Source organism: Phenylobacterium sp. (assembly GCF_016793225.1).
Lineage (GTDB): Bacteria > Pseudomonadota > Alphaproteobacteria > Caulobacterales > Caulobacteraceae > Phenylobacterium.
Genome location: NZ_JAEUMN010000128.1, coordinates 1 through 15,356, shown reverse-complemented (window position 1 = coordinate 15,356; position 15,356 = coordinate 1). Strand labels below are relative to the sequence as shown.

Sequence of the window (15,356 nt, the reverse complement as noted above, 5' to 3'; positions counted from 1 at the left end):
GGGAGTAGGCCCCAGGACGGCGCCGGGTCAACGCCAGGGCCAGTCCCATCGTCAGGCCCATCGCCAGCATCGACGACCCGCCGTAGCTGATGAAGGGCAGGGTCATGCCTTTGGTCGGCATCATGTTGAGGTTGACCGCCAAGTTGATGATGGCCTGCTGGCCCACCAGGACGAACAGCCCCGCCGCGGCCACCTGCTCGAAGGGATCCGTCAGCTTCATCGCCCGCTGCAGGCCGCGTACGACCACGAAGGCGAAGAGCGAGATCACCAGCAGAAGGAAGACGAGACCGAACTCCTCGGCGCCCACGCTCGCCGCGAAGTCGGTGTGCAGGTCGGGCACCTTGCGCTTCATCACGCCCTCGCCCGGCCCGCGTCCGAAGAGCCCGCCCGCAGCCTGGGCCACGGCCGCCGCGTCCACCTGGTGGGTGTCGGCCTTCTCGGGCGAGAAGAAGCGGTCCACGCGGCTCTGCACGTGGGGGAACAAGAAGTAGGTCGAGCTCAGCCCTGCGATCGCGGTCGCGCCCAGCAGCATCACCCAGCTCATGGGCACGCCGGCCATCCAGAAGGCGGCCCCGAAGGCCACCGTGATCAGCACGGTCTGGCCGACGTCCGGCTGGATCAGCAGCAGCCCGATCGAGACCGCGAAGAGCCCGAAGGCGATGGAGACGCCGGGCACCCCCTGCCCCTTCTGTCCCTCGGCGAACATCCACGCCACGAGGATCACCAGGGCGGGCTTCATGTACTCCGAGGGCTGGAAGGTGAACCCGCCGAACTCGATCCAGCGGGTCGCCCCCTTGGCGTTGTGGCCGATGAACGGCAGGGCGATCATCACGGCGATGGCGGCCAGCCAGATGAAGAACGCCGCCCGCCGCACGCCCCGCACGTCCAGCATCGAGACGCCGACAAGGATCACGACCGCGCCGAGGGCGAACACGCACTGGCGCACGGCGAAGTGGAACGGGTCGCCGATGTTCATTCGGGCCGCCGCCGCGGGACTGGCGGCGAACGCGATGACCACCCCGATGGCGATGAGCATGCCCACCACGCCGAGCATCCAGCGGTCGACCGTCCACCACCAGACGCCCAGCGGCGAGCGGTCGGAGCGCGGGAAGGCGTGGTGGTTGGTGCTGGGCGTCGTGGTCGTCATGCGGCCCCCACGGTGGTGTCGGACGCCGTCTGGCCGGCGGCGATGGCGTTGACGGCGGCGCGGAAGGCCTCGCCGCGCTGCTCGAAGTCGGCGAACTGGTCGAACGAGGCGCAGGCCGGCGACAGCAGGACGATGGCGTCGCGGCCGCTCGCGGCGGCGTCGCGGAAGGCCGCCTCGGCCGCCGCCGGGATCGTGCCGCACCTGGCCGCCGCGACCCGGCCTTCCAGCGTCGCCGCGAACGCGTCCGACGCCTCGCCGACGAGATAGGCCTTGATGACCCGCGGGAAGAGGTCGGCCAGGTCGTCGATGCCGCCCGACTTCGGCTGTCCGCCGACGATCCAGTAGACCTGGGGATAGGAGCCGAGCGCCTGACGGGCCGCATCCGCATTCGTGGCCTTGGAGTCGTTCACGAACCTCACGCGGCCGACGACGCCGACCGTTTCCATCCGGTGCGCCAGCCCGGGAAAGGTCATGAGCGCCCGCGACGCCGCGCCGGGATCGATGCCCAGGCCCTTGGCGGCGGCGTAGGCGGCGGCCGCGTTCTGCCAGTTGTGCCGGCCGGGCAGCGAACGGGCGCGCTTCAGGTCGGCGACCTCCACCGCGCGCTCGCCCGAGGCGTCGTACAGGAGGCCGTCGAGCACATAGACCCCGCGGCTCATGGCCTTGCTGGCCGAGATCGGAACGATGGTCCGGCGGTTGGCCGCCGTGGTCTCGGTGCAGATGCGCTGGCCCCAGGCGTCGTCCACGCCGATGACCGCCGTGTCGCCGCGGCCCTGGTTCCGCAGGATCCGCTTCTTGGCGGCGACGTAGCCTTCCATGTCGCCGTGCCGCTCGAGGTGATCGGGCGAGATGTTGAGCAGGACGGTCACGTCGGCCTTCAGCGACGACGTCAGGTCCAGCTGATAGGAGGAGAGTTCGAGCACATAGACGGCGCCGCCGTGCATGTCCTCCAGGCTCAGCACACCCGTGCCGATGTTGCCGCCGATGCGGACGTCGCGGCCGGCCTCGGCGCAGACGTGGCCGATCAGCGCCGTCGTCGTCGACTTGCCGTTGGTGCCGGTGATCGCGATGATCTTCGGGCGCTTGTGCGGCGCAGCGGCGTTCACGGTGCGGGCGAAGAGCTCGATGTCGCCCAGGATCTCGACGCCCTCGCGCCGGGCGCGCTCCACGGTCCAGTGCGGCTTCGGGTGGGTCAGCGGCACCCCGGGGGACAGCATGAGGGCCGCAAACCCGCTCCAGTCGGCCTCGGTCAGGTCGGTGAGCGTGAAACCCTCGGCCACGGCCTTCTCGCGCGTCGCGGGGTTGTCGTCCCAGAGCGCCACCGTCGCGCCGCCGGCCATCAGGGCGCGCGCCGCGGCCAGGCCCGTACGGGCGAGGCCGAACACGGCGACGGTCTTCCCCTCGAATCCGCGGACCGGAATCATGACGGCGTCGCCGGCCCTCCCCTACCGCAGCTTGAGCGTCGCGAGGCCCACGAGGGCCAGCATGATCGAGACGATCCAGAACCGGATCACAACCGTCGATTCCGACCAGCCCAGCTTTTCAAAGTGGTGGTGGATCGGCGCCATGAGGAAGATCCGCCGCCCGGTCCGCTTGAACCAGGCGACCTGGATGACGACGCTCAGCAGCTCGGCCACGAACAGGCCGCCGATGATCGCCAGCACGATCTCGTGGCGGGTGGCCACCGCGATGGCGCCCACGGTGCCGCCCAGCGCGAGCGAGCCCGTGTCCCCCATGAAGATCTTGGCCGGCGGGGCGTTGTACCAGAGGAACCCGAGGCCGGAGCCCACCAGCGCGCCGCAGATGATGGCGAGCTCGCCCACACCCGGCACGAAGTGGAGCTGCAGGTAGTTCGAGAAGACGTAGTTGCCGACCAGGTAGGCGATCAGCCCATACGCGGCCGACGCGATCATCACGGGCACGGTCGCGAGCCCGTCCAGGCCGTCGGTGAAGTTCACCGCGTTCGCCGCGCCCACGATCACGAAGGCCCCGAAGGCGAGGTAGAACCAGTTCAGGTCCAGCAGCCACTGCTTGAACACCGGGAAAGCGACCGACGTCAGCAGTTCGGGGGTCTCGGGAGGCTTGGCGGCGAAGACGATGATCAGGGCCACCGCCGCCATGGCGATCGCAGCCTCCATGACGAGGCGCATCCGGCCCGAGACGCCGGCGGTCGTCTGCTTGGTGACCTTGGCGTAGTCGTCCATGAAGCCCAGCAGGCCGTAGCCGGCCGTGACCATCAGCACCGCCCACACGTAAACGTTCGTCAGGTCGCCCCAGAGAAGCGAGCCCGCGAACAGGCCCGCGAGGATCATCACCCCGCCCATGGTGGGCGTGCCGGACTTCTCGATGATGTGCCGCTCGATGCCTTCGGCGCGGATTGGTTGGCCCTTGCCCTGCTTGGCCTTCATCCAGCGGATGAAGCGCGAGCCCAGAGCGACGACCACCAGCTGCGCCGTGGCGATCGCCAGCACCGTGCGGAAGGTCTGGTACTTCAGCAGGTTCAGGACCGGGACGTAGTCGTGGGCGCCGAAGGTCTGCCAGAGCCAGTAGAACATCAGCGCGCCTCCCCATGTCCGGCGGCGGCGGATCCCAGCGCGGCGAGGGCCTCGGCGACCAGCCCGGCCTTCGATCCGTTCGAGCCCTTCACCATCACCACGTCGCCCGCCTGGACGGCGCCGGCGACCTGCGACGCCAGCGCCGCAGCGGTTTCGGCGTAGCCGCCCCGCCGAGTCGAAGGAAGCGCGTCCCAGAGCGATTTCATCAGGGGTCCGGCGCAGAACACGAGGTCGATCGATGCAGCCGCCAGCGGCTCGGCCAGCCCGGCGTGGAAGGCGACGGCCTCCGGCCCCAGCTCCAGCATGTCGGTCAGGGCGACGATCCGACGCCCCTGGGACCGTCGCGCTCCCAGCGTGGCGATGGCCGACGCCATGGAGATGGGGTTCGCATTGTAGCTCTCGTCGATCAGCGTGAACCCGCCGCCGTCCGCCAGCGCGACCTCGCGCTCGGCCCCGCGGCCGGCGAGCGGCTCGAAGGATCCGAGCGCGGCGAGGCTCTTGTCGAGATCCACGTCCATGGCCTGCAGCACCAGCAGCACGGCCATGGCGTTGAGGCCCCAGTGCAGGCCCGTCTGCAGGATCGGGAAGTCCATGGCCTTGCCGTCCAGCCGCGCCTGGACGACGGCATGGCCGCCTGCGGCCTGGAAGTCGATCAGTCGCGCATCGCAGCCGTCGGCCGATCCGAACGTGCGGATTTGGGCGCCTGCGGCGCGCGCGGCGGCCGCCAGCACGTCGAACCAGCGGTTGTCCGCGTTCAGCACCGCCACGCCGCCCGGCTCCAGGCCCTCGAAGATCTCGGCCTTGGCGCGCGCCACGCCGGCCTCGCCGTCGGGGAAGTTCTCGGTGTGAACCGGCCCGACGGTGGTCACCAGAGCCACGTGCGGGCGCACCATCCGGGTCAGCGGGCGGATTTCATTGGCATGGTTCATGCCGACCTCGAACACCGCGCGCGCGGTCGCGGCCGGCATCCGGGCCAGCGTGAGCGGCACGCCGATGTGGTTGTTGTAGCTCTTCACCGACGAATGCGCCGGCCCTGCGAGGGTCAGCCCGGCCATGATCGCCTGGGTCGTCGACGTCTTGCCGACCGAGCCTGTCACCGCGGCCCGGCGCGCGCCGCCGGCGCGCTCGCGCGCAGCCGCGCCCAGCGCCTCCAGCGCCGACTGGGTGTCGGCCACCTTCACCGCGGGACCGCCGACGTCCCGGCTCACCAGCGCTCCGGCGGCGCCCTTCGCCAAGGCCTGCGCCACGAACTCGTGGCCGTCGCGCACCCCGGCCAGCGCCACGAACAGGTCGCCCGGCTCGAGCGTGCGCGTGTCGATGGAGACTCCGCCGGCCGTGAAGCCGCCGTTCGCCTGCCCGCCCGTCGCCCTCGCGATCTCCTCGGAGGTCCAGAGCGGGTCAGCCATGGACCAGCTCCAGCGCCCTGACGGTCTCGGCGACGTCGTCGAACGGGTGCACGACGTCGCCCACGATCTGGCCCTGCTCGTGGCCCTTACCGGCGACCACCAGGATGTCGCCGTCCTGCAGCATCGCCGCCGCCGCGCGGATCGCCTCGCGCCGGTCGCCGATGTCCCGGGCTCCGGTCGCGCCGGCCAGCACCTCGGCCCGGATCGAGGCCGGGACTTCCGAGCGCGGGTTGTCGTCTGTCACGATCGCCACGTCGGCCAGGGCGGCGGCCACCCGGCCCATCAGGGGCCGTTTGGTCCGGTCGCGGTCGCCGCCGGCCCCGAACACCACGATCAGCCGCCCGCGCACGTGCGGCCGCAGCGCGCTGAGCACGGTCTCGAGCCCGTCCGGCGTGTGGGCGTAGTCCACGTAGGCCTCGCCGCCCCGGGGGCCGGCGCCGACCCTCTGAAGGCGTCCCGCAACGCCGGTCAGCTTCTCGAGGCCCGCGAAGGCCTCCTCGTAGGACAGGCCCGCGGCCTTGCAGAGCCCGGCCGCCACCAGGGCGTTCGACGCCTGGAAGTCGCCCGCGAGCGGGAGCCGCACGTCCCAGACGCGGCCGTCCGCCCGGATCGACAGCCGCTGGCCGTCGGGCAGCATCTCCCGGCCCAGCAGCTTCAGCGCCTGGCCGCTCTCCCCCACGCTCATGACCCGCTGGCCAGAGACCACCGAGGCCGCGGCGAAGAACGCGAAAGCCTCGGAGTCGGCATTCAGCACCGCAGTGGCCCCCCGGGGCATCAGCTGTTCGAACAGGCGCAGCTTGGCCTTCAGGTAGGCGTCCATGGTGACGTGGTAGTCGAGATGGTCCTGGGTCAGGTTCAGGAACCCGGCCGCGGCCAGCCGCACGCCGTCCAGCCGGCGCTGGTCGATCCCGTGCGAGCTGGCCTCCATGGCGAAGTGGGTCACGCCCAGCTGGCTGATGCGCGTGAGCAGCTCGGCGACGTCGCCGGCGTCGGGCGTGGTCAGGCCGGGCGGCGTGATCTGGTCGGTGCGGCCGTCGAGGTGCGACACCGTCACGCCCAGCGTGCCCATGCTGGCCGAGGCGTGGCCCGCCCCGGCGAAGATCTGGCGGCAGAAGTTGGCGACCGAGGTCTTGCCGTTGGTGCCCGTCACGGCGACGCACGTCTGCGGCTGGCGGCCCCAGAAGTTCGCGGCCGCCAGCGCATAGCCCCGACGCGGATCGCGGCAGACCACGGTCGGCACGGAGAGGTTCAGGTCCTGGTCGGCGATCACCGCCGCCGCGCCCGCCTCGACAGCCTTGGCGGCGAACGCGGCGCCGTCGGCCCGCGAGCCCGGGAGGGCGGCGAACAGGAAGCCCGGCTTCACCTTGCGGCTGTCCGAGGTCACCCCGGTGATCTCGGGATCCACGCCCAGGTGGCGCTTCACAAGGCTGGTGAGGCGGACGGTCATCCTACTTCGCTCCTGACCGGAGCTTGGCAGGATCGGGCCGAGGCCCTGCGAAGGCTTGGCGAAGCCGGGTCATCGGCCCTCGCCCAGTTCTTCCACGGTGGGCTGCTCCACCGGGATGGCCTGGCCCAGCTCGGGCCGGCGCTGGACGCCCAGGAACGGCGCGATGCGCTCGATCACCCGCCCCGCCGCCGGCGCGGCCACCCAGCCGCCCGTGGCGTAGCCGGCGCTGCGCGCGGTGGCGCGGGGCTCGTCGAGCAGGATCAGGACGAAGTAGCGCTTCGTGTCGACGCCCCCGTGGGTCGGGAAGATCGCCGCGAACGACGAGACCTGCTTGGCGTGGTTGTAGCCGCGGATCGCCGGGTCGTACTTCTCGCCGGTGCCGGTCTTCCCGCCCACGGCCAGGCCGGGGATGTTCGCCGACTTGCCCGAACCGCCGGTCACGTTGGCGCGCATGATCGACAGCATCTGCAGCGAGGTGCGTTCCGACATGACCCTGGGACCATCCACCTTGGTCCCGGGTTCCAGCTTGCGGACGGTGAGCGGGATCAACTTCCCGCCGTTGAGAACGGCGCCGTAGGCCCGGGCCAGCGCGAGCGGCGTCACGTTGATCCCATGGCCGAAGGACGTGGAGGCCACGGCGTCGTCGTTCCACACCTTGGGCGTGAGCGGACGGGCCGTCTCGATCAGCTCCACCTTCGCCGGCGACGTCAGGCCCAGGCCGCTGAAGTAGTTCCCCATGCGCTGCGGGCCGATGCCCACGGCGAGCTTGGCGGTGCCGATGTTCGAGGAGTGCTGGAACACCTCGACCAGGTTCAGGACCTTCCGGGCCGCGTGGTAGTCGTGGATCGTCCGGTAGCCCAGCTTGAACGGCTGGGTGGCGTCGAAGGTGGTCTCGGGCGTGGCGACGCCGGTGTCCAGGCCGATCGCGACGGTGAAGCCCTTGAAGGTCGAGCCCATCTCGAACACCGAGGCCGCCGCCCGGTTCGTCTGGGCATAGACGCCCGCCTTGCCCGGCTTGTTGGGGTCGAACACCGGCCAGCTGGCGAGCCCCAGGATCTCTCCGGTGTGGACGTCGGTCACGAGGCCCACGGCGCCCTTCGGCGTGAACTCGGCGACGGCCTTCCAGAGCTCGTCCTCCAGCGCCCCCTGCACGCGCAGGTCGATGGAGAGCGGCGCGGGCCGGCCGCTGGCCGCGCCGGCGCGGATCTCTTCATTGAACGCCGCTTCCGCGCCCGACAGCCCTTCGCCGCCGGCGTCGGAGAATCCGATGATGTGCGCCGCCGACGGCCCGAGCGGGTACACGCGCCGCTGCTCGGGCTCGAAGGTCACGCCCGGCAGGCCCAGCTGGTGCACCTTGTTCCGTTCGGCCGGGGTCAGCGCGCCCAGGACGAAGATCCGCCGGTTCCCGCGCAGGGCCCGCTCTAGCCGCTGGGGCTCGAGGTTGGGAAGGGTCGAGAGCAGCGCGCGGCGGGTCTCGCCGGGGTCCCAGATCTCGCGCGGATCGATGTAGAGGCCGTAGTGCAGCAGGTCGGCCGCCAGCAGCATGCCGTTGCGGTCGACAAGGTCGGCCCGCGAGGCGCCGAGCGGCGCGGCCATCCGGCTGTGGCGGGCGTCGGAGAACAGCGCCGCGCGGGTGGCGCCCACCGCCAGCCACAGGAAGCCCAGGCTGAACAGGACCAGCACGAAGAAGATGCGCAGGCGCGTGTCGTCCTCGGGACGTCCCGATGCGCGGGCGCGCTCGAACGCATGCTCGAGGCCCCAGACGCGCTCGACGAGCCAACGCGGCAGGCCCCTGCGGCCGAACGCGTTCTGGCCCAGGCTCATCGGGCGGCTCCGGGCGGCGTCGCGGGCGCCGGCGCCAGGGTCGCGGCCTGGGCGACGCGCACGGGAGCGGCTTCCGCGGGCGGGGGCGGCGGGACGCCCGGGACGTGGTCCGCCTGGGCCACCATGGCGGCCACCGGCGATGGATGTTCGGCCTTGGGCGCCGGCCCGGCGCGCGCCAGGTCGATGAGCTGGTCGGCGGTCGCCTCGCGGTTGGCCGGCACCATCTCCATCTTCAGGAAGGTGGCGGCGAGGCGCTCGAGCCGGCCGGGCTGCTCAAGGTGCGCGACCTCGGCCTGCAGAAGGCGGATGCGGGCTTTCTCGGCGGCGATCTGGCGCTCGACGGTCGCGATCTGGGCGCGCTCGCGGCCGGCCATGGTCTTGGCGAGGTAGACGCCGAGGATCAGCACCACCAGCAGGCCCACGCCGATCAGATCGACGAGGCGAAAGCCCCGAACCCGCTTCGTGAACACGCTCATGCCGCCGCCCTCCAGGCCGGGGCGTCGGTCCTCACCGCAGCCCTCAGCTTCGCCGAGCGGGCGCGGGGATTGGCCGCCACCTCCGCTTCCGACGGGCCTTGCGCGCCGTTGAAGAGGAGACGGAACGTGGGCGCGGGTCCCTGCGCCACCGGGGGCGCATGCCGCGACCCGGAAGGCGTCCGCCCCGCCCGCTCGCCCAGGAACGTCTTCACGATTCTGTCCTCGAGCGAATGGAACGTGACGACGCAGAGCCGTCCGCCGGCCTTCAGGACGCGTTCGGCGGCGGCCAGCCCGGCCTCCAGTTCGCCCAGCTCGTCGTTCACGGCGATCCGGAGGCCCTGGAAGGTGCGGGTGGCGGGATGGATCTTGGCGCCCCTGCGGCCGCCCAGCGCCTGCTCCACGAACTCGGCCAGCTCGAGCGTGCGGGTGAACGGCTTCTCGGCCCGCCGCCGGACGATGGCGCGCGCGATGCGGCGGCTCTCCCGCTCCTCGCCATAGACGAAGATGATCCGGGCAAGCTCATCCTGCTCGGCGGTGTTGACGAGGTCGGCGGCGGTCGGGCCGCTGTCGCCCATGCGCATGTCGAGCGGCCCGTCAGCCATGAACGAGAAGCCCCGCCCGGCCTCGTCCAACTGCATCGAGGAGACGCCGAGGTCGAGGGCCACGCCGTCGGCATGGCCCTCGCCCAGCACCGCGTCCATCTCCGAGAAGGTGGCTTCCACCAGTCTGAAGCGGTCTTCCGGAAATCCCGCGGCAAAGCGACGGACCGTAGGGTCGCGGTCAAAGGCCACGACCTTCGCGCCCGTCGCGAGGATGGCGCGGGTGTAGCCGCCCGCGCCGAAGGTGCCGTCCACGACCGTCCCGCCCGGCCCGCAGGCCAGGGCGTCGACGACCTCGTCGAGAAGGACGGGGATATGAGGCTTTTCGGAGGCGCTCATCCGGCGCCTCCCAGGCGGGCGGCGCGCTGGCGCACCCGCATCTCGGCGAGGCCCGTGCGGGCCCGTTCGCGATCCGCCGCGCGCTGGGCGCGGTAGGCGTCGCGCTCCCAGATCTCGAAACGGTCGCGCAGGCCCACGACGGCCACCCAGTCGGTGATGCCGTACTGCTCGCAGAGCGGCTCGGGCAGGGTGATGCGGCCCGCGGTGTCGAAGCTCAGCTTCTGCATCTCGCCGAAGACGTTGCGCTCGATGGAGTCGCGGAGTTCGTCGCCGAATTCCAGCTCGTCGGCCATGGCGCCATAGCGGTCGAACAGCGCCTGGCCGCCGCCTTCGATGCAATCAGAGCGGATCGAGGGGAAGACGAAGACGCCGTCGGCGGGGCCCGAGAGCGCGGCGCGGTATTCCTGCGGCACGACGATGCGCCGCTTCGCGTCCAGCTGCTTCTCGAACGTCGAGAGAAACATCTCTCCGACCGACCCCCTGCCCTTCGCCGCGCCTCCCGGAACCCGCGCCCGACCCCGCGTTCCGACCGACGAATTGCAATTGGGTTAACATGGGACTGAGTGGGTTTCAATGACACCAAATGACTATTTGCGCGAAAACAACGGCGTCCAGTGCGGCCATGGTTAATGGCCGCGAGTTATCCACAGAACATACTTGGAACAACTTGGGCGCGATGAAGCCTGAGGCGTGTTTTCGTCGCCCTGGCCGCCAACGCCGCGCCGGTGTCAGCGCGTCCCAATGAGCGTCAAGAGATCAGACGGCCTGTAAGCCGGGTTCTGTGCCGCCTCCTTGCGGAGACGCGGCGGTCATTCCTCTGGACCGGCCGTTGCCGGCCGGTTCTCGCGACCTACCCGGACCCCTGGGCCGGCGACGGCCCTGCCCTCTTGCGAGCGCGCGGGATCCCTATTCGGTCTTGCTCCTGGCGGGGCTTGCCATGCGGCCCCTGTCGCCAGCGGCCCGGTGGGCTCTTACCCCACCCTTTCACCCTTACCCTCCTTCGCTCTGCTTCGGAGGGCGAGCCCTGCGAAGCCTTTGCGGAAAAGGGCGGTCTGCTCTCTGTGGCGCTATCCCTGGGGTCACCCCCGGTGGGCGTTACCCACCGCCATGTCGTCGTGGAGCCCGGACTTTCCTCGACCCCGAAGGGCCGCGACCGCCCGGCCGTCTGATCCGCGGGTCCTCTACCACGTCGCTCCCCGCCTGGGCAGGGGGCGCGCCGGACCTCACCCGGCCAGTCGAAGCAGCGCGATCAGTCGCGCCCGGGTCTCGCCATCGGCCACCCCGTCCACCCGCCCCTGCCGCCAGTGCCGCTGGAAAGCGCGGACCACCGCGGCGGTGTCGGCGTCGAACACGCCCGAGGGCGGCAGGTCGTAGCCCAGGCGCGTGAGGCCGGCCTGCAGCGCGAACACGGCGGCGCCCTCCTCGCCCTCGCCGATCGGCGCGCCCGGCGCGGCGGGCGCCTCGGCCCAGAGCCCGTGGCCGGCCTCGGCCAGACGCTTCCACGGGAAGAGTTCGCCCGGGTCCTCCTTGCGGGCGGGCGCCACATCGGCGTGGCCCACGATGTCGCGATCCTCGATCGTCCAGCGACTGCGGATGTCGGCCACGAGCTCGATCACCGCCGCCACCTGGGCCTCCGGAAAGGCGCGGTAGCCCCACTCATGCCCCGGATTGACGATCTCGATGCCGATGGAGTCGGCGTTCACGCCTCGGCGGCCGCGCCAGAATGAGACGCCGGCGTGCCAGGCGCGACGTTCCTCGGGCACCAACCGGAAGACCCGGCCGTCCTCCTCGACCACATAGTGCGCGCTGACGCGGGCCTCAGGGTCGCGCAGGCGGGCGATGGCCTCCTCTCCCGTCTTCATGCCGGTGTAGTGCAGCACCAGCACGCTGGGCGGCGCCGTACGGGCGTCGAAGTTCGGCGAGGGCGCCTCGATCAGGTTCATTCGCCTCGGTTCCGGAGCGCGAGCAGAAGGGCCATCACCTGACTGCCCCGCAGCGCGATGATCAAGACGCCCGCGAGCGCCAGCACGCTGCCGATGACCAGCCGCGGCCCCAGCGGATCGTTCATCACCGCGACCCCCAGCGCGATGGTGAGCAGCGGCGTCACCAGGATCAGGGCCGAGATCAGGTTCGCCTCGTAGCGCTGCAGCAGGGTGACGTAGACGGTGTGGGCGCCCACCGAGACGATCAGCGCCGAGAACATCAGCGCGGCCAGGAACGGCCAGCCCGCGGCGATGGCCGTCTCCACCTGCCCCGGCTCCAGCCAGGCCGACAGCGCCGCCATCGGCCCCACCGAGACCAGCCCCACCCAGGCCTGGAAGGTGATGGGCCGCATCCCCTCGATCTGCTTGGTCAGGATGACGCCGACGGCCGACATCACCGTGGCGCCGGCGATCAGCATGAGGCCCATGGACATGGCGAGGCCCGCGGGATTCCACATCACCGTCAGCACGCCGGCGAAGGTGAGCAGGATGCCCAGTCCGCGGCGCCAGCGGATCCGCTCGCCCAGGAAGATCATGGACAGGATCAGCGTCATCGGCATGCCCAGCTGCAGCACCACCGCCGCCGACGACGGCGTGGCGTACTTCAGGCCCACGAACATCAGCCCGAAGTTGCCGCCGCCCATCAGGAAGGCGGTCACCATCAGCCGCCACAGCGGGCGCGGCGCGGGGCGCAGGAAGGGGATCAGGCAGGCGGCCACGATCACGAAGCGCGCAGCCGCGTAGAACAGCGGCGGCACGTCCAGGGTGCTGACCACATACTTCGAGACGATGTTGTTGATCGCCCAGATCAGGCACATGACCATGAGCAGGGCGAAGTCGCGGAGCGCCATCGGGGTCCGGGTACGGCGCCCTGGGCCCCGGCTCAACCGTCATCCCTTCAGGAATACCTCCAGGTCGCGGTTCACCCGATCCATGTGCGTGACGAAGAGGCCGTGCGGCGCGCCGGGGTAGACCTTGAGCTCGGCGCCCCGGATGCCGGCGGCGAAGCGCCGTCCCGTGATCTCCAGCGGCGCCGAGGCGTCCCGGTCGCCGTGCAGGATCAGCGTCGGCCGGTCGATCCGCCGAAGGTCCGGCCGCACGTCGGCCTCCACCAGCCCGCGGAACGTGGCGATCGCCACAGGCGCCGGCGTGGCCAGCATCAGGTCCACCAGCCACGCCTGCATCGCCGGCGACGTCTGCGGCGTGAAGAAGGGCGCCTGGTTCGCCCGCGCCCACGCCGGGAAGTCGGCCTTCCACTCGGCCATGCGGGCGTCGAAGGCCGCCCGCGGCGCGCCGTGGGGATTGTCGGCGCTCTGGGTCAGGCAGGGCCCGGCGGGGGCGACGAGGGCGATCCGGCGCACACGGCCCGTCCCATGGCGCGCCACGTAGCGGGCCGCCTCGGCGCCGCCCATCGAGTGGGTCACAAGGTCCACCTCGGGCAGTCCGAGCTGCTGGATCACCGCGGCCAGGTCGTCGGCCAGGGTGTCCATGTCGTAGCCGCCGGCCGGGACGTCCGAGCGGCCGTGGCCCCGCCGGTCGAAGGCGATGCAGCGGAAACCCGCCTCGGCCAGGTGCGCCACCTGGTAGGCCCACATCTCGCTCGAGAGCGCCCAGCTCGAGACGAACACCACCGGCGGGCCCTCCCCCCAGTCGCGATGGAACAGCCGGGTCCCGTCCTTCGCGCGGACGTCCACCCGGCGCCGCGGGGCGGCGGACGCCCGGGACGCGGCGGCGGCGCCGGCGGCGGCCAGGCTGGCGGAGAGGATCTGGCGACGGTTCATGGGGAGGACTCCTTCACAATGGACGCAGCGTCGCGCCCGCCGGGAAGGCCGTCGATTACGCCGCAGGTAAGCTCGCGCTCGCCCCGCAGCGCCTCAGGAACCGGTGGAAGCGCCAGAGGCAGGCTTCCAGATGGCTGAGCGGCCCCGGTGCGTAGAGCGGGCTCGCGACGCCCCTCTGCACGCCCTCGCAGGCGGGAATGTCCTCCATGTGGATCGCCGTCACCTGCTCCCGGAACGCCGCCGCGAACTCCGGCGAGGCCGCCAGCGCCGGCGGCGCCAGCAGATGCACGCGCAGCCGGAACGCCGCCGACTGAAGCTGGCTGAGCTCATACCAGACCCCCACCGGCGCCTCGCCCTGGCTGAAGAACATCAGCGTCAGCGGGAAGATCGCGGCCACCACGAACGGGTCGTGGCCCTCGGCGGGCGGGTTCTCGAGGATCGTGAAGAGGTCGCCGCCCGTCCCCTCGTAGGTTCCAAGCCCCGGGTTGGTCTGCTGCAGGGTCGCCGCGTGCGGTCCAATGTGGTGGTAGGACTCCAGGAAGTTCTCGACCATCACCTTCCAGTTCCAGGGCGAGTCGAACTCGACCACCCCGACCGTCACCAGGGTTTCGGGTTGGGCGTAGGCGATGCGTTCGGCCAGGGGTTCCAGCTGCGGCGCCAGCGGCGCGGCGCGTCCGTCGAGGTTGGCGAAGATCCAGCCGCCCCAGCGTGTGCTCGCGATCCGCGGCAGGCCGCAGGCGGCCGCGTCGAAGGTCTGCGAACGCTCCATCGCCGGCGCCGCGGCCAGGCTTCCGTCCAGCCGGTAGCGCCAGAGGTGATAGGGGCAGGTCAGGGCCTTGGCGTTGCCCGAGCCCTCGACCACCGGCATGCCGCGGTGGCGGCAGACGCGCGACAGCACGCGGATCTCCCCCTCCGAGTCCCGCGTGACCACGAGCGGGGTGTCCAGGAGATCCACGGACCGATAGTCCCCCGGCGCGGCGACGTCGCTCTCGCGCGCCACCGGCAGCCATCCGGCCCGCAGCACGGCGTCGGCTTCGGCGGCGAAGACGGCGGGATCGAGGTACGCGCGCCCCGGCAGCGCCAGGGCGCCGCGGACGTCGTCGGCGTCGGGACCGTAGGCGCCCTGCAGGATCTCGGACATCTCAGGACCTCCGCTTCACGAACCGCAGCGCCGTCAGCGTGTCGGAGAAGCCGACCACCTTGTTGTCGACCAGGCCGAACGACTTGGCCGCGGCCATCACGTCCACGTCCTTGACGGTCGCGGCCTTGCCCTTGCGCGAGACCACCCACAACGCGCCGCGCTCGGCCAGGGCGGGGACCAGGCCGCCGATGCGGGCCAGTTCGTCGGCGCTGTCGGCGGCATAGAAGAGCAGGTCGAGCGCCGTGAGATCGTCCGTCAGCCGGACGTCCCGCGCCGCGAGTTCGCCGGCCAGGGTTGCGTCCGCCACGCCCAGCACGGCGGCCCGCATGCCGGGCTTCACGCCGATCTTGTCCAGCCGGCTCCTGGGATTGGCGATGGCGTCGGCCCACCGCGCCGCCTGCGGCTCGCCCAGGCTGAAGCGGGCGCCGTCGGCCAGCACCAGATCGCCGCCTTCGGCGCGCAGGCCCTTCAGGGCCTCGCCCGTCCAGACCCTACGCGCCCGCCCGCGGAAGACCAGCTTCGGAGCCTCGTACTGCAGCCGGCCCTCGTCGGCTCCGTCCGCGAACTGCGCCGCCACCTGTGCGTCCTTGCCCATGGCGCAGCTTTGCGCAGACCATCCGCCGCTGTCATCCCCCGCTCGTCCGGGGCGGTCCGCGACG

Annotated in this window: 14 protein-coding genes and 1 other RNA gene; all 15 read right to left on the bottom strand. The window is 71.5% G+C overall.

Annotated features, from left to right (window positions below; genetic code table 11):
- On the bottom strand, positions 1–1,147 hold a 1,147-nt coding region (locus JNK30_RS15215; protein WP_293483391.1), incomplete at its 3' end, for a putative peptidoglycan glycosyltransferase FtsW.
- Entirely contained in the window at positions 1,144–2,571 is a 1,428-nt protein-coding gene (gene murD / locus JNK30_RS15210; protein WP_293483389.1) for a UDP-N-acetylmuramoyl-L-alanine--D-glutamate ligase, read from the bottom strand. The genes JNK30_RS15215 and murD, both read right to left, overlap by 4 nt.
- Positions 2,572–2,592: 21 nt before the next feature.
- On the bottom strand, positions 2,593–3,702 hold the full coding sequence (gene mraY, locus JNK30_RS15205; RefSeq protein ID WP_293483387.1) for a phospho-N-acetylmuramoyl-pentapeptide-transferase: 1,110 nt from the start codon (positions 3,700–3,702) through the stop codon (positions 2,593–2,595).
- The gene (murF, locus tag JNK30_RS15200; RefSeq protein WP_293483385.1) at positions 3,702–5,108 is read right to left on the bottom strand and encodes a UDP-N-acetylmuramoyl-tripeptide--D-alanyl-D-alanine ligase; all 1,407 of its coding nucleotides are present in this window, start codon (positions 5,106–5,108) and stop codon (positions 3,702–3,704) included. Before murF ends, mraY begins: the two co-directional genes overlap by 1 nt.
- The gene (locus tag JNK30_RS15195) at positions 5,101–6,555 is read right to left on the bottom strand and encodes a UDP-N-acetylmuramoyl-L-alanyl-D-glutamate--2,6-diaminopimelate ligase (protein ID WP_293483383.1); all 1,455 of its coding nucleotides are present in this window, start codon (positions 6,553–6,555) and stop codon (positions 5,101–5,103) included. Before JNK30_RS15195 ends, murF begins: the two co-directional genes overlap by 8 nt.
- 69 nt (positions 6,556–6,624) lie before the next feature.
- A complete protein-coding gene (locus JNK30_RS15190; protein WP_293483381.1) occupies positions 6,625–8,379 on the bottom strand; it encodes a penicillin-binding protein 2 in 1,755 nt (584 codons plus the stop codon).
- Positions 8,376–8,855, bottom strand: a complete 480-nt coding sequence (locus JNK30_RS15185) for a cell division protein (RefSeq protein ID WP_293483379.1) — start codon at positions 8,853–8,855, stop codon at positions 8,376–8,378. The genes JNK30_RS15190 and JNK30_RS15185 overlap by 4 nt, the downstream gene beginning before the upstream one ends.
- Positions 8,852–9,793, bottom strand: coding sequence for a 16S rRNA (cytosine(1402)-N(4))-methyltransferase RsmH (gene rsmH, locus JNK30_RS15180; protein WP_293483377.1), 942 nt, complete (start codon positions 9,791–9,793; stop codon positions 8,852–8,854). Before rsmH ends, JNK30_RS15185 begins: the two co-directional genes overlap by 4 nt.
- Positions 9,790–10,257 (bottom strand): division/cell wall cluster transcriptional repressor MraZ, encoded by a 468-nt coding sequence (locus JNK30_RS15175; RefSeq protein WP_293483375.1) that lies wholly within the window; start codon positions 10,255–10,257, stop codon positions 9,790–9,792. The genes rsmH and JNK30_RS15175 overlap by 4 nt, the downstream gene beginning before the upstream one ends.
- Positions 10,258–10,545: 288 nt before the next feature.
- Positions 10,546–10,962, bottom strand: an RNA gene (gene rnpB / locus JNK30_RS15170) — RNase P RNA component class A.
- 54 nt (positions 10,963–11,016) lie between these two features.
- Complete coding sequence (locus tag JNK30_RS15165) at positions 11,017–11,736, bottom strand: N-acetylmuramoyl-L-alanine amidase (protein WP_293483373.1); 720 nt, start codon at positions 11,734–11,736, stop codon at positions 11,017–11,019.
- A complete protein-coding gene (locus JNK30_RS15160; protein WP_293483371.1) occupies positions 11,733–12,626 on the bottom strand; it encodes a DMT family transporter in 894 nt (297 codons plus the stop codon). Before JNK30_RS15160 ends, JNK30_RS15165 begins: the two co-directional genes overlap by 4 nt.
- A 39-nt stretch (positions 12,627–12,665) precedes the next feature.
- Complete coding sequence (locus JNK30_RS15155; RefSeq protein WP_293483369.1) at positions 12,666–13,556, bottom strand: alpha/beta hydrolase; 891 nt, start codon at positions 13,554–13,556, stop codon at positions 12,666–12,668.
- Positions 13,557–13,611: 55 nt separating this feature from the next.
- The gene (locus tag JNK30_RS15150) at positions 13,612–14,697 is read right to left on the bottom strand and encodes an aromatic ring-hydroxylating dioxygenase subunit alpha (RefSeq protein WP_293483367.1); all 1,086 of its coding nucleotides are present in this window, start codon (positions 14,695–14,697) and stop codon (positions 13,612–13,614) included.
- Position 14,698: 1 nt separating this feature from the next.
- Positions 14,699–15,292 carry a DUF3052 domain-containing protein gene (locus JNK30_RS15145; RefSeq protein ID WP_293483366.1) on the bottom strand — a complete coding sequence of 198 codons (594 nt, stop codon included), beginning with the start codon at positions 15,290–15,292 and terminating at the stop codon, positions 14,699–14,701.
- Positions 15,293–15,356: the final 64 nt, after the last annotated feature.